Raw genomic sequence first — 21359 nt, 5'->3', positions numbered from 1 at the left:
GCAAAGTTCTCTCACTACGACGCATATTATCGGAGCAGAAATGTCTGTGAAATTCGAGATTTCCTTCGCCAAGTCAGCTCGTCTCAGCCGCGGTCTGGCTATTCTCCTGAAAGGAACGGACAGTGCGCTGCCGGCTGGTGCCGAAAGCGCCGATCCGGCGAATGTTTTCGCCAAGGCGGCGCCGGTATTCGGCTTCAAGAGCAAGGCGTTGAGCAGTCTGGATATCATCGCGCCCGAGGCCTCGCCCGTCGACCGGATCATCGTCATCGGTGCCGGCAAGGCCAAGGACCTGACCGCGCACGACTGGCTGAAGCTTGGCGGCACCGCCGCTGCAAAAATCCGCAACACGGAGAAGGTCGCGATTTTCCTCGATGCACCCAGCGTCGAAGTCGGACCAAAGGAAGCGGCCGATTTTGCCCTGGGCATGCTTCTGCGTGCCTACAGCTTCGATAGCTACAAGACGAAGAAGGGCGATGAGGACGAGAAGGGGGCCTCCCGCAAGGCGGTGAAGGTGACGATCGTTACCCAGGAAGCGGCTGCGGCCAAGAAGCTCTATGCGACCTCCGAAGCCGTAGCCGGCGGCGTGATTCTCGCGCGTGATCTCGTCAACGAGCCGCCGAATGTTCTCGGTCCCGTCGAGTTTGCGGCCAAGGCCAAGGAATTGGAGAAGCTTGGCGTCGAGATCGAAATCTTGACGGAGCGTGAGATGCGCCGGCTCGGCATGGCGGCCCTGCTGGGCGTCGCGCAAGGGTCGGCCCGGCCGCCGCGGCTGGTGGTCATGCAATGGAAGGGCGGCAAGGCGAAAGACAAGCCGGTTGCCTTCATCGGCAAGGGCGTCGTCTTCGACACCGGCGGTATCTCCATCAAGCCGGCTGCCGGCATGGAGGAGATGAAGGGGGACATGGGAGGGGCTGCGGCCGTTACCGGCCTCATGCATACGCTTGCTGCACGCGAAGCCAAGGTCAACGCCATCGGCGTCATCGGTCTTGTGGAAAACATGCCCGATGGCAATGCGCAGCGCCCGGGCGATATCGTCACCTCCATGTCCGGCCAGACGATCGAGATCATCAACACGGATGCCGAGGGGCGGCTCGTTCTCTGCGATGCGCTCTGGTACACGAACGACCGTTTCAAGCCGCAGTTCATGATCAACCTGGCGACCTTGACCGGTGCGATCCTTGTCGCGCTCGGCAATCTGCAGGCCGGCCTATTTTGCAATGACGACAAGCTGGCGGGCGAGCTGACGGCGGCGGGACTTGTGACCGACGAGCGCCTTTGGCGCATGCCGCTCGGCAAGGACTATGACAAGATGATCGACAGCAAATTCGCCGATATGAAGAATACCGGCGGACGCCATGCGGGTTCGATCACCGCTGCCCAGTTTCTCAAGCGCTTCGTCGGCGACACGCCCTGGGCGCATCTCGATATCGCCGGCACGGCGATGGGCTCGGTTCAGGACGAGATCAATCAGTCCTGGGGTTCGGGCTTCGGCGTGCGCCTGCTCGATCAGCTGGTCCGTTCCAATTACGAATCGTGACTAGCCGGATTTTGTGAGATAGAGCCTTTCCGCTTTTCTTCGAATCGCGAAAACGCTCTATCCTTTTTTCCGACGCAATTACGAACGGAAAACCGCTTCGCACTTTTCCTGGAATTGCTTTAGAAGAGGCGTCATGACCGACGTTCTCTTCTATCATCTGACGGAATCGAAGCTTGAAGACGCCCTGCCGCCGCTGATCGACAAGAGTGTCGAACGCGGCTGGCAGGTCGCTGTGCAGATGCGCGAGCCGGCCAGGCGCGATCTCCTTGATAGCCATCTCTGGACCTATCGGGAGGACAGCTTTCTGCCGCATGGCACCGATGAAGATGAGATGGCAAGTCGCCAGCCCGTGCTGCTGACGATTTCGCCTGATAATATAAATGATGCCACCGTACGTTTCTTCATCGACGGCGCTGAGGTGACGGATGTCGGAGCCTATCAGCGCGTCGTGCTGATGTTCGACGGCTACGATCAGGAACAGTTGGAAAGCGCGCGGGCCCAATGGAAACGCCTGAAAGGCGAGGGGCATAACCTTACCTATTGGCAGCAGACGCAGGACGGCCGGTGGGAGAAGAAGGCCTGACCTTTTTCCGCTCGTGAAGAGCTACGCGCCTTCCGACAGGATCTTCTGAATGAAATCCTTCTTCGCTGCCGTATAGGATGCGCGATCATTGGCATATTTTGCCGCAAGCTCGATCTTCAGCGCTTCGTAGGCATGCGCCAGATCCGGTTCTCTGCGCAACCGGTCGCGAAAGATGAGGAAGTTGCGCCAGGTCGGGCCATTATATTCGACCACATGCACGAGATGCGTGCGGGTATCCCCTTCTATGTCTCGGCCGAAAATATGGTCGTCCGGGACGATATTGCTGCCGGCATAGACGTAGCCGATGGAGGCCATCGGCTCGACACAGGCAAGCCCATCCTCGAAGCGCCGCACGCCGACGGCAATATCGATGATCGGCTTGGCTTTTATCGTTGGGATCGACGTGCTGCCGAAATGCTGGACATCGACGGCAAGGTCGCCGAGAGCCTTGCGAATGGCAGCTTCCTCCAGCAAATAGGCTTCGTGCCAGCTCTGGTTCGGGTCGGCGAGCTTGACGGACTTGTTGCCGACGCCGAGGCCAAAAGATTGTTCATGCTCCGATGCCATAGGCATCTCTCCAGTGAAGACGATGCGCCACGCTAGCACGCCGCGGGCGGCATTGTCTTCACCGGGAAAGCCTCATCAATCGTAAAATGCTTCAACGAATTTGCGCTTGCCGAGCATGAAGGCATCGGCGACGTGGCGCAGCGGCGAAACGTCGACGTCGGATGTACTGGCTTTGACGATCTCGGCAAAGCGGCGATAGAGCGAGGGATATTCTGCCTCGGGCGCCGAGAATTTCAGCTCGCCATTGACGGAAAGCTTGGAACCGCCTTCGGCAAGAAGCATTTGGCCGGCGTCCGTTTCGGCGACGATATCCCAGCTCTGCTTGCCGGTCTGGCGCCAGTCGAATTCGGCGTGGACGGGGAGGCCGGTTCCGCTCTTGAAGTGCAGGTCGGCCGCGATCGGCGAATCACGGTTTTCCGGGAATTCGAGCGTCGCGCCGGTCAGGAAGAGCGGCGGCAGAATGTGGGTGACGATCGACAGCGCATTGATGCCGGGATCGAAGACACCGAGACCGCCAGCCTGCCAGATCCATTCCTGGTTCGGATGCCAGTGACGGACATCTTCCTTCCAGATCACATGAGCGCTGCGGATATTGGTGCTGGCGAGGAAGCTCTTTGCAGCCTCCACGGCCGGCGCATAGCGCGAATGCCAGCTTGCAAAAAGCGAGACGCCCTTACCTTTTGCCAGGTCCTCGAGATCGGCCACTTCGCTGAGCGTCGCGCCCGGCGGCTTCTCCAGGAAAACATGCTTGCCGGCCGAAAGCGCCTTGTATGCGGCTTCATAGCGGTATTGCGGCGGCATGCAGAGAGAAACGGCGTCGATCTCCGGTACGGCATCGAGCATGGTTTCGATGGTCGTGAAGGCCGGGATCCCTTCGACAGTGCCATGACGGCTTGCCGTAGCGATCAGTTTGAAATCCGCATTGTTCGCGATGGACGGAAGATGCTGGTCGCGGACAATTTTGCCGACACCGACGATAGCGAGGTTGATGGGGGACATGGGTGTCTCTCGATTAGTATGATTATTGATGCGATCTTTATCAGAATGCCGCATGCGGGCAAGGGCGGCAAATCGCAAATGCAGCCGTCAGGTCCAATCTTGATGCTTGGAAAACGGGTGCCGGCTCTTGATTCACAGCCTGAAATCGGCACTCTTCCTCTGCGCAGCCAAAAGATCCGGGAAGAATCGCTGCGGGGGGAAATCATGAAAACATTGCTCGGCTTCAGCCGAATCGTCGACTATGTGACTGAGATCATCGGAAAATCAGTCTCATGGCTTATTCTGGTCGCTGTCTTGGTCAGCGCCGGAAATGCCGTTGTCCGCAAGGTCTTCAACACATCGTCCAATGCCTGGCTGGAAGCGCAATGGTATCTGTTCGGCGCCGCCTTCATGCTCGCCGCCGCCTATACGCTGCGCCAGAACGAGCATATCCGCATCGATATCATCTACGGCTCCCTGCCGCGCCGCGTGCAGCACTGGATCGATCTCATCGGCCACTGCCTGTTCCTGATGCCTTTCGTGCTGCTGATGGTCTACGATCTCGTGCCCTATGTCCGCATCTCCTTCCTATCAGGGGAAGTTTCCTCGAGTGCCGGCGGCCTGATCATCTGGCCGGGCAAGGCCTTGTTGCTGGCGGGCTTCTTTCTGCTGGCGCTGCAGGGGATCTCCGAAATCATCAAGAAGATCGCCGTCATGCGCGGCGATATGGATGATCCGACTCCCTATGTGCCGACGCATGCGCCGCTCGATGTCGAAACCCCGACCGGGGAGGCGCGCTGATGCTCGAATTCATTGCCGTGAACATGGCGCCGATCATGTTCGCCTCGCTGATCATTTTCCTGCTTCTGGGCTATCCCGTCGCCTTCGCGCTTGCTGCGAACGGACTTCTGTTCTTCTGGATCGGTGTCGAGCTCGCACCCTATTCGGGCGGGACCATCAATCTCTCATGGCCGCTTCTCAACGCGTTGCCGGATCGATTCTGGGGGGTGATGTCGAACGACACGCTGCTGGCGATCCCGTTCTTCACCTTCATGGGCATCGTGCTGGAGCGATCCGGCATGGCCGAAGACCTGCTCGACACGATCGGCCAGCTGTTCGGGCCGATCCGCGGGGGGCTTGCCTATGCGGTGATTTTCGTCGGAGCGCTGCTGGCGGCCACCACCGGCGTCGTTGCCGCTTCGGTCATTGCCATGGGTCTGATCTCGCTACCGATCATGTTGCGCTATGGCTATGACCGGCGGGTCGCCTCCGGCGTCATCGCCGCTTCCGGCACGCTGGCGCAGATCATTCCGCCGTCGCTCGTCCTGATCGTGCTTGCCGACCAGCTCGGCCGTTCGGTCGGTGACATGTATGCCGGCGCCCTGATTCCCGGCCTGGTGCTGACCGGTCTCTACATGCTCTATGTATTGATCATGTCGATCGTGAAGCCGAACTCCATGCCGGCATTGCCGAAGGAGGCTCGCTCGCTTGGCTCCGGCGTCACGTCCCTGCTGATCGCATTGTTGATATGCGCAGGCGTGGCCTATGCCGCACACGTTTACCTGACGCCCGCCTATGGCGAAAACGCCGATATTCTCGGTGCAACGGTTGGCGTCGCCTTCATCTACGCGATCGCCGTGCTCGATAAGGGGATGAAGCTCAACGTGATGTCGCGGCTGGCCCAGCAGGTCATCATCGTCCTCATTCCACCGCTGGCGCTGATCTTCCTCGTGCTTGGCACGATCTTTCTCGGCATCGCGACGCCGACGGAAGGCGGCGCAATGGGGGCAGTGGGCGCGCTCATAATGGCCGCTGCGAAAGGCCGGCTGAACATGGAGGTCATCCGTTCGGCACTGACCTCGACCACCCGGCTTTCGGCCTTCGTGCTGTTCATCCTCATCGGCTCGCGCGTCTTTTCGCTGACCTTCTATGGCGTCAATGGCCATGTCTGGGTCGAGCATCTGCTGGTATCGCTGCCCGGCGGGGAGGTCGGCTTCCTGATTGCCGTCAACATCCTTGTCTTCGTGCTGGCCTTCTTTCTCGATTTCTTCGAGCTTGCCTTCATCATCGTACCGTTGTTGGCACCTGCTGCCGAAAAGCTCGGCATCGATCTCATCTGGTTTGGCGTGCTGCTCGGCGTCAACATGCAGACGAGCTTCATGCATCCGCCCTTCGGCTTCGCGCTGTTCTATCTCCGCTCGGTGGCCGCGCGCGTGCCCTATCTCGACAGGGTGACCGGCAAGCAGATCGCGCCCGTCACGACCGGGCAGATCTACTGGGGATCCGTGCCCTTCGTCGGCATCCAGGTCCTGATGGTGGCGTTGACGATCATGTTCCCGCAGATGGTCATGCACTACAAGGGAGCCGGCACCGGCGTCGATCCCAACACGATCAAGATCGAGGTCCCCGGCTTCGGCGCACCCGGCCAGGATAATGGCGGCGGCCTCGGCCTGCCGGGCCTGCAGCTTCCAGGCGGCAATCCGCTTGACAGCAAGCCAGCCGATAAGGGCGGCGGCGCGTCAAACCCGCCGGCCAACGATCTCAGCCAGCCGCCGTCTTTTAATTGAGACATACGGTCTGCATCGGCCTGCTTGTCGATCTGACGCAACGAAAAACCCCGGAGCATCGCTCCGGGGTTTTCTCTTTTGAACCTACCGGTCGCTCAAATCTTCCCGGAGCGCTGCAGCGTCATCATGTAGACATCGTAGCTGTATTCGGCGACCTGAGTGTAGAGATAGTGCTGGCCGCGGAAGCCCTTGATCGATTCCCAGATCTTCTTGAAGGTCGGGTTGTTGGCTTCCATTTCCGCATAGACCTCGTTGGCCTTGTCGAAGCAGGCATTCAGGATCTCGGTGCTGAAGGGCCTGAGCTTCGCCCCTTCGGCCACGACCCGCTTGATGGCGGCGGGGTTCAGGTAGTCGTATTTCTGCAGCATGTTGGCGTCGGTCGCCTGCGCGGCCGTGCGCAGCAGCGATTGATAAGCCTTCGGCAGGCCTTCATAGGCGGCCTTGTTGAACATGACATGCACCGTCGGGCCACCTTCCCACCAGCCGGGATAGTAGTAATAGGGTGCCACCTTGTAGAAGCCGAGCTTCTCGTCGTCATAGGGGCCGACCCATTCGGCCGCATCGATCGTGCCTTTCTCGAGTGCCGGATAGATGTCGCCGCCGGCGAGCTGCTGCGGCACGACGCCGAGGCGCTCGACCACCTTGCCGGCAAAGCCGCCGATACGCATCTTCAGCCCCTTGAGATCGGCAACCGTGTTGATTTCCTTGCGGAACCAGCCGCCCATCTGCACGCCGGTATTGCCGGCCGGGAAGCCGATCAGCCCCTGCGTCGCCAGGAATTCATTGAAGAGATCGATGCCGCCGCCGTGATATTGCCAGGCATTCATGCCACGGGCATTGAGCGCGAAAGGAACGGCAGCTCCCAAGGCCCAGACCGGATCCTTGCCCCAATAATAATAGGCGACCGAATGACAGGCTTCGACGGTTCCGGCCGAAGTTGCGTCTGCAGCCTGCAGGCCAGGCACGATTTCGCCGGCTGCAAATACCTGGATGTTGAAATTGCCGTCGGTAGCCTCGGAAACATATTTCGATAGCACTTCACCGCCGCCATAGATCGTATCGAGCGACTTCGGAAACGACGATGTGAGGCGCCAGTTGATTTTCGGATTGCTCTGCGCAATGGCCGGTGCTGCAAGTGTTGCAGCCGCTGCCACCGACCCGGCGCCGGCGACGCCGGCTTTCCGCAGAAATGAACGACGATCCATCTATTACTCCCCCCGGATACGAGCGGGGCGGACTCGCCCGCTCTTCGTAATCACGGCCGCAGCTAATCATGCCGCTCGGCGCGTTTCAAGCGTATCGGAAGCTGGTGCAACCATTGATTTTTGCTGCGAGCCGTAAGCGTGATCTAAAGGCTTTTGCCCTTCACGATCGTCTCCCGCAAAAAACTGTAACCCAGAGCCGTGCGCGTCGCGAGCTCGATTGATGCGCCGTCGCCGCCATGGCCACCCGAGCCGAATTCGTGGAACAGCGGATGATGGCCGAGCGCTTCCAGCTGGGCGGCGAAGCGCCGGGCATGCGAAGGATGAACCCGGTCGTCATTGCTCGAGCTTTCGATGTAGATCGACGGATACGTGATCTCGGAGGTAGGCTTGACATTGTGCAGCGGCGAATAGCTCAGCAGGTAATCGCGATCAGCCGGATTGTCGGGATCGCCATATTCGTCGATCCAGGCTTTTCCGGCCGGGAAGACATGGAAGCGGGTCATATCCAGAACAGGCACCTGGCACCAGATCGCGCCGAAATCCTGCGGATAGCGTGTCGCCATGACGCCAGTCAGCAAACCTCCATTGCTGCCGCCATTGCCGGCTATGCGCGATGGCTTGGTATAGCCGCGGGCGACGAGGTCGCGGGCGACGGCGGCAAAGTCCGTGAATGCCCTGTGGCGACCCTGGCCTTTTGCGACGCGATGCCAGTTCGGCCCGAATTCGCCTCCGCCGCGAATATAGGCCGTCACAAAGGCGTTACCCTGTTCCAGCCAGCGGCCGATGACCCCGGAATAATATGGGCCGAGCGGGACGTCGAAGCCGCCGTAGCCATATTGCAGCACCGGCAGTTCGCCCTTGGTCCAGGCCTTCGGCAGTACGATATGATAGGGCACCTTCGTCCCGTCCTCGGAGGTAGCTTCCAGCAGGAGGGACGTCATGCCTTCGCTGTCGAAATAGGTCGGCGAACTGGCAATGTGCTTGAGTTCAAGCGGGGCCTTGCGATCGCCAAGATCCAGCCGGTAGGAGGAGGGCGGCTGCAGAAAGCCCGCGCCATAGACCTGCAGCGTGTCGTCACCGAGATGCAGATCGGAATAGAGCGGGGCGACCGACACCGTCTGAACATCATCAGGCAGTGCGATTTCGCGGATTTCGGCATCGGCGCTCGTCAGGTCGAGAACGAAGAGATGCGGTTGCATATTGTCCGAGACGATGAAGACGCACCATTCGCGCATCAAAAGGAATTGCGAAACCGATTGTCGGTCATTGGGCGAAAACAGGATGCGTCTTGCATCGATACCGGTCTTGCCGGGCTCTCGAGGCAGGGGTTGCAGGGCCAGGCTGCCGGCCGGGATCCGTTCGTCTGTCTTGGCAAGCCAGATCAGATGGGAGTGGTTGAACCCGAACTCGGCATCCTTCGGCAGGTCGATCCGCCGCAGCGAACCGTCCCCATCCTCGATGAAATGGCTGGCGCTGCCGATTTCGTGACCTGCGCTAAAAATACGGATCGGCCTAGCCGCATCTCCCGTCGCCAGACCGGCGAGTTGCGGATCGAAGACCGAACAGGAGCCATAGATGTCGCTGTCATCGGCGGCATAGAGTGCCGGTGCATCGGACGGCACCTGACCACGCCTCAGGCGGCGGCCGACACGCGGCCAACCGGAACGCGTCGAGGATTCGCGGTCGATGGAGCCGAAATAGGCGATTTCGTCGCGGCTGAGCCAGGTCGCGTGACTGCGCACGGCCGGCGTGTCGAAGCCGCCTTCGACGATGCTCTTCGTCTCGCAATCGAATTCGAGCATCCGAATGGGATCGGAGCCGCCATCGGAAAGGCAAAGCAGCACGCGCGTCGGCTCCCAGGGGCAGGTGAGCGCACCGCGCCAGAGCCATTTTCTGCCCTCCTCGGCGCAGAAGGCGTCGAGATCGAAGATTGGTTCCCAGGGAGCGTCGGGTAGAGGGGTAAGATCGGCCGGCAGCCGATACCAGCAACCGAGCGGATGATCGGCGCTGCGATGAAAATCGAACAGCCAGCTGCCGCGCCGGGTCGTGGCGATCAGCCGATCCTCGCGTTCGATCATCTCCTTGATCGCGTTGCGATCCGCCTCGAATTCCGGCGTCATTAGCAGCCGCTCGGATTCGGTATCCTTCTCTGCAACGAACTGCAGAGTTTGTGGGTCGTCGTCGCGTTCAAGGTGAAGGTGCATGGGGCTCGCCATTCCATTGTTGGTGGTGGTCGCCCTCAGCAAACCAAAATACGGGCGCTGAAGCAACCATGCTTCCGCGCCCGTATCGGTCATAGATTTTTCGGTGTCGACCCGCCTTAGCGGACCATCTTTGTGTCGGCCTGTGCGACCATATTGCTCGCCGGGGCCGGTTCGCGCTTGTATTTCAGCGTGACGACCTTGTAGCCCTCATTCTCCAGTCGGCTGAGGAGAACGGGCAGCATCCTAACCGTGCGCTGATGGATGTCGTGCATCAGAACGATGCCGCGGCCGCGCTGATGGAGCTGCTTCATGGTGCGATCGACCACTGAGGCTGGAGTCGAAGTGAAGTAATCCTTGCTGTCGATATCGACATCCATGACGATCATGTCGCGAGCGGCAATCGCCGTGCGCAGGCGTTTGGAGTCGGCAAGATAGGGGAAGCGGAAGAAGGGAACGTCCGTGCCGATCGCCTTGGTGACGGCATCCTTGCCGCGGGCGATCTCGGTCATCGCCGCGTCGAAGGTCATCTTGTCGAGATCCGGATGGCGGAAGGTGTGGCTGCCGATCGCATCGCCATGCGCAAGCACCTCGCGTGCCGTCGCCGGATGTGCCTGCGCCATTTCGCCGACCATCATGAAGGCGGCCTTGACGCCGAATTTGTCGAGCGTGGCGAGAATGCGCTCCGTCTTGCCGGGAGCCGGGCCGTCATCGAAGGTCAGGATGACCTCCTTGTCGGCGAGCCTGATATCTTTGAGCGACGAGACCTCCAGCGTCCGGCCGGCGAGATTGTGCGGGCCATTCATGCCCGCCAGGTCACTCCTTGTTTCGAGATCGGCGACGAGCCATTTCTTCGGCTCCATCTCGATGGGATCGTTGGCCTTCAGCGGCTTGTGACGCGGCTCTTCGGCGGCATAGCTGCTCTTGAGCGACGCTTCATTGCCTGGTTTCGTGGCACATCCTCCGAGAGCCAGGGACACGGCGAGGCCAGCCAGCAACACACGGTAGTTCATCAGAATCGCTCAACACTATGTCTATGAAAGTTGAGCGCATATTCTGCAGTTATGGTTAATGATCGGTTAGGAGCGGCCGCGAATTCCTTAACAAGCGGTCAGCTTCAGCTGGCCATGCCGCTCTCATATTCCGATGAAAGTTCCAGCCACTGCTCCTCGGCCGCCGCGAGCTTTTCTGCCGCATCGGCACGCTGTTTTGCCTTTCCCGCAGCCTTGGCCGGTGCCTTCTCATAGAGGGCGGGGTCCGCAAGTTCTGCGTCAAGAGCCTGAATCAGTTTCTCAAGCTTGCCGGTCAAGGATTCGATTTCATTGATCTTCTTCTTGAGCGGCGCCAGCGAGGCGCGCCGATCGGCATTAAGCTTGCGCTGATCCGCTTTGGAAACGGAATCGTCGCTGGTATTTGCCTTGGCCTTGTCGTCCTTGGCTTTCGGGCTGGCAACAACGAGGCTGCGGTATTCTTCAAGATCGCCGTCGAAGGTCGAGACGGTGCCGTCGCGCACCAGCCACAGCCGATCGACGGTGGCTTCGATCAGGTGACGGTCGTGCGAGATCAGGATGACGGCGCCGGAATAATCGTTCAGCGCCTGGATCAGCGCGTTGCGGCTGTCGATATCGAGATGGTTCGTCGGTTCGTCGAGGATCAGCAGGTTCGGTGCGTCGAAGGCGGCAAGGCCCATGAGAAGCCGTGCCTTCTCGCCGCCGGAGAGATCCTTGACCTGCGTGTCCATCTTCTCCGTCGCAAGCCCCATCTGCGCGACGCGGGCGCGCACCTTCGCTTCCGGCGTTTCGGGCATGCGGCGGCGGACATGCTCGACGGCCGTCTGGTTGGGGATGAGATCGTCGAGCTGGTGTTGGGCGAAGAAGCCGATCTTCAGGTTCGGTGCGAGCCTGACTTCGCCGCTTTCTGCGCCCAGCCGCCCGGAAATGAACTTCGCGAAGGTCGATTTGCCGTTGCCGTTGGAGCCGAGCAGCGCGATGCGGTCGTCGGCATCGATGCGCAGGTTCAGCCGTTTCAGGATCGGCTTGCCCGGCTCATAGCCGACGGCACCGCTGCTGATTGCGATGATCGGCGAGGCGGGCTGCTTTTCGGGTTCCGGAAAGCTGAAGCCCATCACATGGTCTTCGATGACGGCGGCGACGGTGCCCATGCGCTCCAGTGCCTTGATGCGCGATTGCGCCTGCCGCGCCTTCGAGGCCTTGGCCTTGAAGCGGTCGATGAAGCTCTGCAGGTGCTTGCGGGCTGCATCGTTCTTCGCCTTCGCCTTCATCTGCAACTCGTCGGCCTCAGCCTTCTGCCGCTCGAACTGATCGTAGGAGCCGCGATAGAAGGTGAGCTTCTTCTGGTCGAGATGCACGATGGAATTAACGGCCGTGTTCAGCAGATCGCGGTCGTGCGAAATGATGATGACCGTGTGCGGATAGCGGCGGATGTAGTCCTCCAGCCAGAGCGTGCCTTCAAGGTCGAGATAGTTCGTCGGTTCGTCGAGCAGCAACAGATCCGGCTCGGAAAACAAGACGGCCGCGAGCGCAACGCGCATGCGCCAGCCACCGGAGAAGGAGGAGGCGGGGCGCTTCTGCGCCTCATGGTCGAAGCCGAGGCCGGCAAGGATACTGGCGGCGCGCGCTTCAGCCGAATGCGCATCGATATCGGCAAGCCGCGTCTGGATATCGGCGATGCGGTGCGGATCGGTTGCGGTCTCGGCTTCCGCAAGCAATGCGGAGCGTTCCTTGTCGGCTGCCAGGACGATATCGATCAAAGGCTCCTCGGTGCCGGGTGCCTCCTGCGCCACCTGGCCGATGCGGGCATTGCGGGGGATCGAGACCGAGCCGCTCTCGGCAGCGAGATCGCCGGTGATGATCCTGAACAGCGTGGATTTGCCAGCACCGTTCTTGCCGACGAGGCCAGCCTTCGTGCCCGCCGGAAGCGTCACGCTGGCATGGTCGATGAGAAGGCGGCCGGCAATGCGGGCGGAAAGGTCTGAAATCGAAATCATGGCGCGGTTTTGGCCGAACTCGACGCTGAAGGCAAGAGCGGGACGGCGCTTAGGCGCCGGCCTTCTGCGAGGATTTCGAGAGATTGGCGCAGTTACGCAGCCGCTCGGTCAGCTCCGTTTCATAGAGCATGAGATTGCTGAGCGAGGCATTGAGGCTGTCGAGTGCAGCATTGGCATGCGGAGTCGTGTCGATCTCGCGGGCAAAATGCTGCTTTTTCATCAGCCCCTTGGCGAGCTGATCGGCGACTTCGCGCAGCATCTCGGCCGCGTCGCTCTCGGATTTGCGCGCCACCAGCCCGCAATGGCTGACAAGGCGATGCTTCAGGCCAATCTCGTCGAGCCCGCTTTGCGGGGGAAGGGGGCCAAGCGCCTCGATCTCTTCGGCAAGACAGCGGTCCTGGCCATAGAGCGCTTCATAGAAGAGCTGATAGTTGCGCGGCAGGTTTTTCACCTTCAGCCGCGTCATGAAGCGGCCGATAACCTCAAGCTCGGTTTCCGTTTCATCGTCATCGATGGAATATGCCGAAACGCTTGTCTGCGAGTTCTTCATGCCTGCCTTTGGACCGTGAGCTGATATATCTTATCAATCTGCAGGTCGGCAGGTTAAGGGAACATGAACAAGACGGCCGATCCTCGCCGCAGCGCAACAAAATGAGGCATGTGATCAACGTCTGGGCGAAGATGGGAAACGACGGTTCTCCCCTTGGCTACATCCAGTGCTGTCCTTCGCTGCGCAGAAAATGCAGGAGGTCCAGCACCAGTGACGGCTTGCCCATGGATGTGAGGATAGTGTGGCACTGGCCGCGGTGATGGGTGTGATGGTTGAACATATGGGATACCGCCGCATGGAGGGGAACGGTGATGGCGCCCGGGCGCAGGATCGAGGTATAGGTGATGTCGGAGGCAAGTGCATCGGCATCGAGCGTTTCCAACCAAGTAATGATATTTCGATCTTCCGCCTCCCGTAAGCTGTAAAGGCCTTCAAGGGTGTCATGTAGGACGGTATCGAGTGACGCAGGTACGCCGCCAGTGCCGTTGAAACGGTGCATCCACAGCCGGTCCGCTATCAGCAGATGATTGAGCGTTCCGTGGAGCGAGCCGAAGAAGGCGCCGCGGTCTTCGTGAAATTCGGCGTCGCTGAGGTCTGCTGCGGCATTGTAGACCTGGACATTGGCCCAGCGATTATAGTCGGCAAGCATCTTGAAATGTTTGAGCATATGCGTCTCCTCTTATAGTGGTGGTGATTTTATCGCGAAGTTTGGTGGCGGACAGCCGCTTCGCCACCCAGCAGATCGCGAATCAGCTGCTCGGACTGTGACAGCGGCGTGAAATTGGCCGATCCCCCTTGTTTTCGGGCCTTGGGGCAGGTAAAGACCGCCCACTTTTCTCTGATTACAAGGAATGGACCCATGGCGATTGAACGTACTTTCTCGATGATCAAGCCGGATGCGACGAAGCGCAACCTGACCGGCGCCATCACCAAGGTTTTTGAAGACAATGGCCTGCGCGTCATCGCCTCCAAGCGCGTCTGGATGAGCAAGCGCGAAGCTGAAGGCTTCTACGCCGTTCACAAGGAACGTCCGTTCTTCGGCGAACTCGTTGAAGGCATGACCTCCGGCCCGACCGTCGTTCAGGTTCTGGAAGGCGAAAACGCCATCCTGAAGAACCGCGAAATCATGGGCGCGACCAACCCGGCCAACGCTGCCGAAGGCACGATCCGCAAGACCTTCGCCCTTTCGATCGGCGAAAACTCCGTTCACGGCTCGGACGCTCCGGAAACGGCTGCCGTCGAAATCGCCTACTGGTTCTCCGAAACCGAAATCGTCGGCTGAATCAGCCTCTCAGCTTCAGCGCTGAACGATTTGAATTGACTCATGAAAGCCGGGACCTCGCATCCCGGCTTTTTTCATGCAGGCAAATTAGACTCCCTCTCCCCGTGGGCGGCAGGGGGTATCGCATATGAACTGAAATCGCCGCCGTCCTCCTTCTCCCCTTGGGGAGAAGGTGCCGCAAGGCGGATGAGGGGGTGCGCGCCAAGACCACCAAAATTCATGAATTCAAATCGTAACCCCCTCATCCGACCCTTCGGGCCACCTTCTCCCCGAGGGGAGAAGGGATTTCCGGCGCTGATTACCCCATATGTGATTGTCCTACCGCGAGTGGGAAGAGGAGACTATCCCGCTGCTGCCTCTCAAGCCGGGCAGGCCATATCCTTCCCGTAATCGGCGCTGCCGTCACCTTTGAAGACATCCGGATTGGCGGTATAGACCGGGCCGACGACCAGCGGTTTCGTCGGCAGCACGGTCTGGTCGAGATCGGATTTGACTTCGGTCTTGATCGTCTGGATAGTCTTGTCGCTGGCATCCACCAGCTTGATCGAGACGGCATAGGGGCGGTCCTTGCGCACGCAGTGCAGGTCCGGGCTTTCCAGCGTGATCTTGTCCCAGAATGTATAGATCTTCTGGGTGACGACGAGTGGGTTGCCGCCCGCGGGATTTTCGAATTCCGCGATCGCCTTTGTTCCCTCCGGGATCGGGGCGATCTTCTTGAGCGTGATCATGTAGCTTGCGCTCGCCACGCGATAGTTGAAGACGAAAAGGCGACCGGTGAGCTGGGTCGGGCCTTCGTCGTCTTTCCTCTGGCAGCCGGCCAGCGCCAGGCCGGCGATGATCCCGACACTTATTGTTGTCAGCATAATCCTTCTTATTGTCATGGCGCAGTCTCCTCCTTCTTGCGCCGGTAGTGCCGGCTAGCCTTGGCTCGGTTGCCGCAAACCGCCATGTCGCACCAGGCGCGGCTTTTGTTCTTGCTGCGGTCGATGAAGAGCCAGCCGCAGTTGCGGCATATTTTCATTCGTTCGGGATCGGGCATGGCGATGAGGCGCAGCGTCGAATGCACGGTCGCGGCATCGAGTCCACCGGATGAGGCTCGTTTCAGAACTTTCGCCAATGCCGCAAGCAGATCCGCAAGCAGCAGATCGACAGCCTCGCCAAGAATGCGTGCCCGGAAATAGCGGTCGATCAACTCGCGGAGGGCAACGAAATCGGCCTGGTTTTCCCGCTTCACGGGCAGGATATCGCCGAAGAGCGCTCGCTCCGCGCAGAAATTGGCAGCCGCCTTCGGGAAGCTATCCATCTGTCCCGGTGCCTCGAAGCGGTCGATCCGACGCCCGTCGTCATGGCGCAGGATCACGCTGTTGGCGACATCGAGCGCGAGTGCGCCGCCGGAGAAGCGATGTGGGGTCCAGGAAAAACTCATGGCGAAAATTATAACTGGTAAAATTCATTTTGCCAGTTACTATTTGCTGGTTCTTCGGAGAGATGGAATGGCTTATCTTCTGCAGCAACTGGCGAATGCCGTTCCGCTCGCTGCACTGTATGCGACGCTGGCCTTCGGCTATTCCATTGCCTTCGGGGTCATGAAGCGGGCCGATATCACCTATGGCGCGCTGTTTGCCTTTGCCGGCCAGATGCTCGTGCTCTTTACCGATGTCGGCTACACCAAGATGTATCTGGTTCTGCCGGCCGCCTTTGCCTTCGGTGCCGTCGTCGCCGTCGGCTATACGATCGGCACCAGCTTCCTCGTCGGCCGTGCAATCATGCTGCCGCTGTCGCGAAAATCGCCGAATACCGTCATCGTTGCGGCACTCGGCATGATGATCATCCTGATGGAAACGGCGCGGCTTGCCTCGAATACGCGTGGCATCTGGCTGCCATCCTTCCTGAACGATGCTGTCGTCTTCTGGGATAGCGGCGATTTCCGCGTGACGCTGACGGAAATCCAGCTGCTCAATACGGCCCTGATGATCCTTGTCATCCTCGCGGGCGCCTATGTGCTGAAATACACCGGCTGGGGGCGTATCTGGCGGGCGGTGACGGACGATTCCCTTGCTGCCGAGCTCTGCGGCGCCAGCGCCAACCGCGTCTTCCTGCTGGCCTATGTCGCGTCAGCCCTCGTCGCAACCATCTGCGGCCTGCTGGCTACTTCCTACTATGGAACGATGGATTTTGGGGCAGGGCTGATGTTCGGGCTCAAGGTGCTGATGATCGCGGCCGTCGGCGGCTATTCCGATCCGCTGAAATCGGCTGGTGGGGCGGCACTTCTCGGCCTCTTCGAAACCATGTGGGGTGCCTACGGCCCGTTCCTGTGGCGCGACTTCGTCATCTTCTCGCTGCTCGTCCTGCTGCTGGTCATGAGCCGTCGTGAAAGAGTGGTTCCCTGAAGCCTATTTGTTGCCGGCCCACCTGGCTCGCGCGGCATCGTCGGCATCCCTGGCGGAAACCCAGCCGCCTTCTTCGCCATCCTTGCCGTGCTCCTTCTTCCAGAAGGGAGCAGAGGTCTTCAGAAAATCCATGACGAAATTGGCGCCGTCGAAGGCGGCCTGCCGATGCGGTGCCGCGGCAATGACGAGCACGATGTTCTCGCCGGGCGCGATCTTGCCAAAGCGATGGATGGCGGTCAGGCCGAGAAGCTCGAAACGCTCGATGGCTAGTCTGGCGATGCGGGTGATCTCCGCTTCCGCCATGCCGGGATAATGTTCGAGTTCGAGGGCACCGAGCGCGCCCCCTTCGTCACGGCAGAGGCCCGAGAAGGTCACGACAGCGCCGATATCGCGCCGCCCGGCGGCTAGCCGATCGATCTCCGCCTGGAGATCGAAATCCTCGCGCTGGACTTTGACGAATGGTGAAATCATCGCAATTTCCTTGATCGGCTTCGCAAACATGCTGAGGTGCCTCCCGACCCTTCGCTAAGGCTCAGGGCGTTCGTCGCTGCAATCGATTCACTGGATCGATTACTCGGGCTTCGCCCGACCGCTCCTCACCCCCCGGTCATCGGCGGGAAGAGCCCGATCTCCCGCGCTCCGGCGATCGGCTCATCGTGCTCCGCATGTTCCATGTTGATAGCGACGCGGATCGCCTGGGGGAATTGAAGTGCCGCCTCGTATTCCTCGCCCAAGCCTTTCAAGTGACTCAGGAGATCGCCGACGGTGACGACATCGGCGGGCAGGGAAATCTCTTCCTCGGCCTTACCGATCCGCTCACGCACCCAGGCGAAATAGACGAGTTTCGTCATCATTCCTCATCCACGACATGCTTTAGCCCGGCCTGGAAATAGTCATAGCCGGTATAGATGGTCAAAAGCGCTGCGACCCAGAGCAGGACGATGCCCATCTCTGTCGTGTAGGGTAGCACCTTGTCGCCTGCCGGCCCAGCCAGAAGGAAGGCGATGGCGACGAGCTGGGCCGTCGTCTTCCATTTTGCGATGCGCGTCACGGGAACGCTGACCTTCAACGCCGCCAGATACTCACGCAGGCCCGAAACCAGGATTTCGCGGCAGAGGATGATGATGGCGGCCCAGAGCGACCAGCCGGCAATGGTACCGTCGGCGGCAACCAGAAGCAGGATCGCGGAGACCAGCAGTTTGTCGGCAATCGGATCGAGCATTCGGCCGATATTCGAGGTCTGGTTCCAGATGCGCGCGAGATAGCCGTCGAGGAAATCGGTGATCGAGGCGATGATGAAGATCCAGAGCGCGACCCAGCGCGCAAAATCGGAGCCCTCCAGCTTACCCTCGATGAAGAAGCAAAGAACGATCAGGGGTACGCAGATAATGCGGCCGTAGGTGAGCAGATTGGGGATGCTGTAAGCGCGCGAAGCCATGGAAATCGTTTCGTTTCTGTTGTCTCGACCGAACCGGATTGGGCACTGTTGATCCCATCCCGCTGAAGTCGTCTGATGGAGTGTGATCCCAAAAACCGCTCCGCACTTTTTGGTGGTCACACCCTAGATGATGGGTTGGTCAGTTTATCGTCAATATTGTTTCTGTTTTTTCACCGCTATTGCGTGGAATTTGCGACGAGCTTTCCCTATTTCGCGGCGTCCTCGTGGAAATGGTTATAGACCTGACGCGCCACCGCTTCGGAAATGCCCTCGACTGCCATCAGGTCGGAAAGCGCGGCGCGTGACACGGCCTTCGCGGTGCCGAAATGCTGGAGAAGCGCGCGCTTGCGCGAAGGGCCGATGCCACCGATCTCGTCGAGCGGGTTCTTCACCATCTCCTTCTTGCGCCGGGCGCGATGCGAGCCGATTGCGAAGCGGTGCGCCTCGTCGCGCATGCGCTGGATGAAATAGAGCACGGGATCGCGCGGCGGGAGCGAGAAGCTTTCGCGCGAAGGGGCGAAGAAACGCTCACGCCCGGCTTCGCGGTCGACGCCCTTGGCGACGCCGATGGCGATGACACTGTCGGTGATCCCGAGCTCATCGAGAATGGCGCGCACGGCCGTCATTTGCCCTTGGCCGCCGTCGATGAGGATGACATCGGGCCAGGCGGGGAAGGCGCGATCGGCGGCATCGACGCTGGCGTCGGTCTCGCCGCTGCGGTCGGGCTTGCCTTCCTCCTTCAGGAGACGAGAGAAACGGCGGGTCATGACTTCGCGCATCATGCCGAAGTCGTCGCCCGGCGTGATGTCGGTCGATTTGATGTTGAACTTGCGGTACTGGTTTTTGACGAAGCCTTCCGGCCCGGCCACGACCATGCCGCCGACCGCATTCGTGCCCATGATGTGAGAGTTGTCGTAAATCTCGATGCGCTGCGGCGTGTAGGGAAGCTTGAACGTTTCCTTGAAGCCTTCGAGCAGCCGCGATTGCGAGGCGGTTTCCGCCAGCTTGCGGCCATGCGCCTCACGCGCATTGGCAATGACATGTTCGACCAGATCGCGCTTCTCGCCGCGTTGCGGCACGAGGATCGTAACCTTATGACCGGCCTTCTCGCTGAGGGCCGCTGCCAGCAGTTCGATTTCCTCGATGGTCTCCGACAGCAGGATCTGCCGCGGTACAGGCTTGTCGTCATAGAATTGCGCGAGGAAAGCGTTCAGCACTTCAGCACCCGAGAGCGATGGATCGGCCTTCGGGAAATAGGCACGGTTGCCCCAGTTCTGTCCGGTTCGGAAGAAGAAGACCTGGATGCAGGAAATGCCGCCCTCGTGGTGGATGGCGAAGACATCGGCTTCCTCGACGCCGGCCGGGTTGATGCCCTGATGGCTCTGCACATGCGAGAGCGCCGCCAGACGGTCGCGGAAAATGGCGGCGCGTTCGAAATCCAGATCTTCGGCGGCAGCATTCATCGCCTCGGCCATATGCGCCTTGACGTTCTGGCTCTTGCCGGAAAGGAAGTCCTTCGCCTCCTGTACCAGTTCAGCATAGCCTGCATCGCTGATCTCATGCGTGCAGGGGCCGGAACAGCGCTTGATCTGATAGAGCAGACAGGGCCGCGTGCGCGTCTCGAAGACGCTATCGGTGCAGGTGCGGATCAGGAACGCGCGCTGCAGCGAATTGATGGTGCGCCCGACGGCGCCCGCCGAAGCGAAGGGGCCGAAATAGTCGCCCTTGCGGGCGCGGGCGCCGCGATGCTTGAAGATCGCCGGCGCGCGATGATCGCCCGTAATCAGAATATAGGGAAAGGATTTGTCGTCGCGCAGCAGAACGTTAAAGCGCGGACGCAAGCGCTTGATGAGATTCGCTTCCAGCAGCAGCGCTTCCGTCTCCGTCCGCGTGGTCACGAATTCCATATTGGCGGTTTCGCGCACCATGCGGGCGATGCGGTTGGAGTGCACCTTGCCCAAGGCATAGTTGGAAACGCGCTTCTTCAGGTTCCTGGCCTTGCCGACGTAAAGCACGTCGCCGGCCTCGTTGAACATGCGGTAGACGCCGGGATTGTTGGGCAGCCGCTTGACGAATTCGGCGATCAGCTCGGCGCCGCGCAGTCCCGTCTCGTTCTTTCCGCCTTCGTTCCAGTCGACAGGCGCAATAGGGGAGGCTGCGGCATCGCCTTCCACCTCGATGTCGTCTTCGATATCCTCTGATTCGTCATAGAGAACGCCGCCGTCAGGCAGCTTTCTTCCATTCATTCTGCACTCTCCGACACGTCTGGCGTTTCCCAGGCAAGGTGCTGGCCGCCATCGAGCGCTATCATTTGGCCCGTGATCGAGGGCGTGTCAAAAAGAAAGCGGATGGTCCGGCCGAATTCTTCGAGCCCGGGCGCCGCCTTTAATATGAGGCCGTCGATCTGCGCTTGAAAGTCCTCTTCGGTCTGCCGCACGCTGCGCACCGTCGGGCCTGGGCCGATCGCGTTGACGCGGATACGCGGCGCAAAGCTCTGCGCCATCGTCTGAGTCGCCGTCCAGAGGGCGGCTTTCGACAGTGTATAGGAATAGAAGCGCGGATTGAGTGCCCAGACCCGCTGATCGACCATGTTGACGATCAGGCCCGGATGCGGTTCGGGAAGCTGCCGGACGAAATCGGCAGCCAGAATCGACGGCGCCCGCACATGGATTGCGAAATGCGCCTCGAAGGCTTCTTCGTCAAAATGATCGGCGGAATCGCCGAGGAAGGCTGAGGCATTATTCACCAGAAGATCGAGCGGACCGAGAGAATCCGCAACCCTTTCGACAAGGGTTGAAGTCTCGCCCAAATTCTGCAGATCCGCCTTGATCGCAATGGCTCTCCGGCCCATTTGCCGCAGTTTCGCCGCAATTTCCTCGGCCTCGGCGAGGGACTGATTGGCATGCAATGCCACGGCGAAGCCATTAGCCGACAAATCCTCGGCAATTGCCAGGCCTATTCTTTTGGAAGCGCCGGTTATCAGCGCCGTACGTAGTTTTTCCTGGCTCAAGAGATCGCCTTTTGCTCGTCGTTACCCAATCGATGCTCATATAG

21 protein-coding genes are annotated in these 21359 nt (G+C 60.1%); 6 read left to right on the top strand and 15 right to left on the bottom strand.

Translation table 11 applies throughout. The features are described from left to right. Nucleotides 1-40: 40 nt before the first annotated feature. Together AC13QY_RS18300 and AC13QY_RS18295 are read left to right on the top strand one after the other, a co-directional pair. On the top strand, nt 41-1537 hold the full coding sequence (locus AC13QY_RS18300; RefSeq protein WP_488493776.1) for a leucyl aminopeptidase: 1497 nt from the start codon (nt 41-43) through the stop codon (nt 1535-1537). 133 nt (nt 1538-1670) lie between these two features. After that, the gene (locus AC13QY_RS18295; RefSeq protein WP_095434413.1) at nt 1671-2120 is read left to right on the top strand and encodes a DNA polymerase III subunit chi; all 450 of its coding nucleotides are present in this window, start codon (nt 1671-1673) and stop codon (nt 2118-2120) included. Nucleotides 2121-2141: 21 nt separating this feature from the next. On the opposite strand, the gene AC13QY_RS18290 is transcribed toward AC13QY_RS18295, so the two are convergent. Both AC13QY_RS18290 and AC13QY_RS18285 read right to left on the bottom strand, forming a co-directional pair. Next, the gene (locus tag AC13QY_RS18290; RefSeq protein ID WP_113351705.1) at nt 2142-2687 is read right to left on the bottom strand and encodes a GrpB family protein; all 546 of its coding nucleotides are present in this window, start codon (nt 2685-2687) and stop codon (nt 2142-2144) included. A 75-nt stretch (nt 2688-2762) separates the two neighbouring features. Next, nucleotides 2763-3686 (bottom strand): Gfo/Idh/MocA family protein, encoded by a 924-nt coding sequence (locus AC13QY_RS18285; protein ID WP_488493775.1) that lies wholly within the window; start codon nt 3684-3686, stop codon nt 2763-2765. Nucleotides 3687-3890: 204 nt separating this feature from the next. On the opposite strand from AC13QY_RS18285, the gene AC13QY_RS18280 reads away from it, so the two are divergent. Together AC13QY_RS18280 and AC13QY_RS18275 are read left to right on the top strand one after the other, a co-directional pair. Continuing rightward, a complete protein-coding gene (locus AC13QY_RS18280; protein ID WP_145320542.1) occupies nt 3891-4466 on the top strand; it encodes a TRAP transporter small permease subunit in 576 nt (191 codons plus the stop codon). Then, the gene (locus tag AC13QY_RS18275) at nt 4466-6232 is read left to right on the top strand and encodes a TRAP transporter large permease (RefSeq protein WP_488493774.1); all 1767 of its coding nucleotides are present in this window, start codon (nt 4466-4468) and stop codon (nt 6230-6232) included. The genes AC13QY_RS18280 and AC13QY_RS18275 overlap by 1 nt, the downstream gene beginning before the upstream one ends. A gap of 95 nt (nt 6233-6327) precedes the next feature. Here AC13QY_RS18275 and AC13QY_RS18270 read toward each other — a convergent pair whose 3' ends face one another. The 6 genes from AC13QY_RS18270 to AC13QY_RS18245 form a co-directional block, all read right to left on the bottom strand. Next, nucleotides 6328-7437: a TRAP transporter substrate-binding protein gene (locus tag AC13QY_RS18270; protein WP_069616205.1), complete on the bottom strand. Its 1110-nt coding sequence runs from the start codon at nt 7435-7437 to the stop codon at nt 6328-6330. A gap of 143 nt (nt 7438-7580) precedes the next feature. After that, complete coding sequence (locus AC13QY_RS18265; RefSeq protein ID WP_152096027.1) at nt 7581-9641, bottom strand: prolyl oligopeptidase family serine peptidase; 2061 nt, start codon at nt 9639-9641, stop codon at nt 7581-7583. Nucleotides 9642-9757: 116 nt separating this feature from the next. Next, nucleotides 9758-10651, bottom strand: a complete 894-nt coding sequence (locus AC13QY_RS18260) for a polysaccharide deacetylase family protein (RefSeq protein WP_113329071.1) — start codon at nt 10649-10651, stop codon at nt 9758-9760. A 104-nt stretch (nt 10652-10755) separates the two neighbouring features. Continuing rightward, complete coding sequence (locus tag AC13QY_RS18255; RefSeq protein ID WP_152096028.1) at nt 10756-12645, bottom strand: ABC-F family ATP-binding cassette domain-containing protein; 1890 nt, start codon at nt 12643-12645, stop codon at nt 10756-10758. 49 nt (nt 12646-12694) lie between these two features. Continuing rightward, the gene (locus AC13QY_RS18250; protein WP_113351709.1) at nt 12695-13195 is read right to left on the bottom strand and encodes a hypothetical protein; all 501 of its coding nucleotides are present in this window, start codon (nt 13193-13195) and stop codon (nt 12695-12697) included. A gap of 157 nt (nt 13196-13352) precedes the next feature. Then, on the bottom strand, nt 13353-13862 hold the full coding sequence (locus tag AC13QY_RS18245; protein ID WP_113351710.1) for a DinB family protein: 510 nt from the start codon (nt 13860-13862) through the stop codon (nt 13353-13355). Nucleotides 13863-14054: 192 nt separating this feature from the next. Between AC13QY_RS18245 and ndk the strand changes: the two genes are divergently transcribed. After that, nucleotides 14055-14477 (top strand): nucleoside-diphosphate kinase, encoded by a 423-nt coding sequence (gene ndk / locus AC13QY_RS18240; RefSeq protein WP_069616210.1) that lies wholly within the window; start codon nt 14055-14057, stop codon nt 14475-14477. Between the two features lie 359 nt (nt 14478-14836). On the opposite strand, the gene AC13QY_RS18235 is transcribed toward ndk, so the two are convergent. Together AC13QY_RS18235 and AC13QY_RS18230 are read right to left on the bottom strand one after the other, a co-directional pair. Further along, on the bottom strand, nt 14837-15358 hold the full coding sequence (locus tag AC13QY_RS18235; protein WP_488487122.1) for a hypothetical protein: 522 nt from the start codon (nt 15356-15358) through the stop codon (nt 14837-14839). Then, a complete protein-coding gene (locus AC13QY_RS18230) occupies nt 15355-15903 on the bottom strand; it encodes a CGNR zinc finger domain-containing protein (protein WP_488487121.1) in 549 nt (182 codons plus the stop codon). The genes AC13QY_RS18235 and AC13QY_RS18230 overlap by 4 nt, the downstream gene beginning before the upstream one ends. 67 nt (nt 15904-15970) lie before the next feature. Between AC13QY_RS18230 and AC13QY_RS18225 the strand changes: the two genes are divergently transcribed. Then, nucleotides 15971-16867 carry a branched-chain amino acid ABC transporter permease gene (locus tag AC13QY_RS18225; RefSeq protein WP_488487120.1) on the top strand — a complete coding sequence of 299 codons (897 nt, stop codon included), beginning with the start codon at nt 15971-15973 and terminating at the stop codon, nt 16865-16867. Nucleotides 16868-16870: 3 nt separating this feature from the next. On the opposite strand, the gene AC13QY_RS18220 is transcribed toward AC13QY_RS18225, so the two are convergent. The 5 genes from AC13QY_RS18220 to AC13QY_RS18200 form a co-directional block, all read right to left on the bottom strand. Next, entirely contained in the window at nt 16871-17338 is a 468-nt protein-coding gene (locus AC13QY_RS18220) for a molybdenum cofactor biosynthesis protein MoaE (RefSeq protein WP_488487119.1), read from the bottom strand. Nucleotides 17339-17463: 125 nt separating this feature from the next. After that, nucleotides 17464-17718, bottom strand: coding sequence for a molybdopterin converting factor subunit 1 (moaD, locus tag AC13QY_RS18215; RefSeq protein ID WP_069616328.1), 255 nt, complete (start codon nt 17716-17718; stop codon nt 17464-17466). Next, nucleotides 17718-18305 (bottom strand): CDP-diacylglycerol--glycerol-3-phosphate 3-phosphatidyltransferase, encoded by a 588-nt coding sequence (gene pgsA, locus AC13QY_RS18210; protein WP_113354689.1) that lies wholly within the window; start codon nt 18303-18305, stop codon nt 17718-17720. Before pgsA ends, moaD begins: the two co-directional genes overlap by 1 nt. A gap of 206 nt (nt 18306-18511) precedes the next feature. Beyond that, complete coding sequence (uvrC, locus tag AC13QY_RS18205) at nt 18512-20551, bottom strand: excinuclease ABC subunit UvrC (protein WP_113329064.1); 2040 nt, start codon at nt 20549-20551, stop codon at nt 18512-18514. Next, a complete protein-coding gene (locus tag AC13QY_RS18200; protein WP_113354690.1) occupies nt 20548-21315 on the bottom strand; it encodes an SDR family oxidoreductase in 768 nt (255 codons plus the stop codon). The genes uvrC and AC13QY_RS18200 overlap by 4 nt, the downstream gene beginning before the upstream one ends. Nucleotides 21316-21359: the final 44 nt, after the last annotated feature.

This window comes from Martinezella sp. CNPSo 3795 (genome assembly GCF_057784475.1).
Note: the sequence above shows the minus strand (reverse complement) of the source record. Positions and strands in the feature narration are given on the sequence as shown.

What these genes read in the sequence shown, in the direction of transcription:
- AC13QY_RS18300 (WP_488493776.1), top strand. Translation starts at nt 41, where the DNA reads ATGTCTGTGAAATTCGAGATTTCCTTCGCCAAGTCAGCTCGTCTCAGC.
- AC13QY_RS18295 (WP_095434413.1), top strand. Translation starts at nt 1,671, where the DNA reads ATGACCGACGTTCTCTTCTATCATCTGACGGAATCGAAGCTTGAAGAC.
- AC13QY_RS18290 (WP_113351705.1), bottom strand. Translation starts at nt 2,687, where the DNA reads ATGGCATCGGAGCATGAACAATCTTTTGGCCTCGGCGTCGGCAACAAG.
- AC13QY_RS18285 (WP_488493775.1), bottom strand. Translation starts at nt 3,686, where the DNA reads ATGTCCCCCATCAACCTCGCTATCGTCGGTGTCGGCAAAATTGTCCGC.
- AC13QY_RS18280 (WP_145320542.1), top strand. Translation starts at nt 3,891, where the DNA reads ATGAAAACATTGCTCGGCTTCAGCCGAATCGTCGACTATGTGACTGAG.
- AC13QY_RS18275 (WP_488493774.1), top strand. Translation starts at nt 4,466, where the DNA reads ATGCTCGAATTCATTGCCGTGAACATGGCGCCGATCATGTTCGCCTCG.
- AC13QY_RS18270 (WP_069616205.1), bottom strand. Translation starts at nt 7,437, where the DNA reads ATGGATCGTCGTTCATTTCTGCGGAAAGCCGGCGTCGCCGGCGCCGGG.
- AC13QY_RS18265 (WP_152096027.1), bottom strand. Translation starts at nt 9,641, where the DNA reads ATGCACCTTCACCTTGAACGCGACGACGACCCACAAACTCTGCAGTTC.
- AC13QY_RS18260 (WP_113329071.1), bottom strand. Translation starts at nt 10,651, where the DNA reads ATGAACTACCGTGTGTTGCTGGCTGGCCTCGCCGTGTCCCTGGCTCTC.
- AC13QY_RS18255 (WP_152096028.1), bottom strand. Translation starts at nt 12,645, where the DNA reads ATGATTTCGATTTCAGACCTTTCCGCCCGCATTGCCGGCCGCCTTCTC.
- AC13QY_RS18250 (WP_113351709.1), bottom strand. Translation starts at nt 13,195, where the DNA reads ATGAAGAACTCGCAGACAAGCGTTTCGGCATATTCCATCGATGACGAT.
- AC13QY_RS18245 (WP_113351710.1), bottom strand. Translation starts at nt 13,862, where the DNA reads ATGCTCAAACATTTCAAGATGCTTGCCGACTATAATCGCTGGGCCAAT.
- ndk (WP_069616210.1), top strand. Translation starts at nt 14,055, where the DNA reads ATGGCGATTGAACGTACTTTCTCGATGATCAAGCCGGATGCGACGAAG.
- AC13QY_RS18235 (WP_488487122.1), bottom strand. Translation starts at nt 15,358, where the DNA reads ATGACAATAAGAAGGATTATGCTGACAACAATAAGTGTCGGGATCATC.
- AC13QY_RS18230 (WP_488487121.1), bottom strand. Translation starts at nt 15,903, where the DNA reads ATGAGTTTTTCCTGGACCCCACATCGCTTCTCCGGCGGCGCACTCGCG.
- AC13QY_RS18225 (WP_488487120.1), top strand. Translation starts at nt 15,971, where the DNA reads ATGGCTTATCTTCTGCAGCAACTGGCGAATGCCGTTCCGCTCGCTGCA.
- AC13QY_RS18220 (WP_488487119.1), bottom strand. Translation starts at nt 17,338, where the DNA reads ATGATTTCACCATTCGTCAAAGTCCAGCGCGAGGATTTCGATCTCCAG.
- moaD (WP_069616328.1), bottom strand. Translation starts at nt 17,718, where the DNA reads ATGACGAAACTCGTCTATTTCGCCTGGGTGCGTGAGCGGATCGGTAAG.
- pgsA (WP_113354689.1), bottom strand. Translation starts at nt 18,305, where the DNA reads ATGGCTTCGCGCGCTTACAGCATCCCCAATCTGCTCACCTACGGCCGC.
- uvrC (WP_113329064.1), bottom strand. Translation starts at nt 20,551, where the DNA reads ATGAATGGAAGAAAGCTGCCTGACGGCGGCGTTCTCTATGACGAATCA.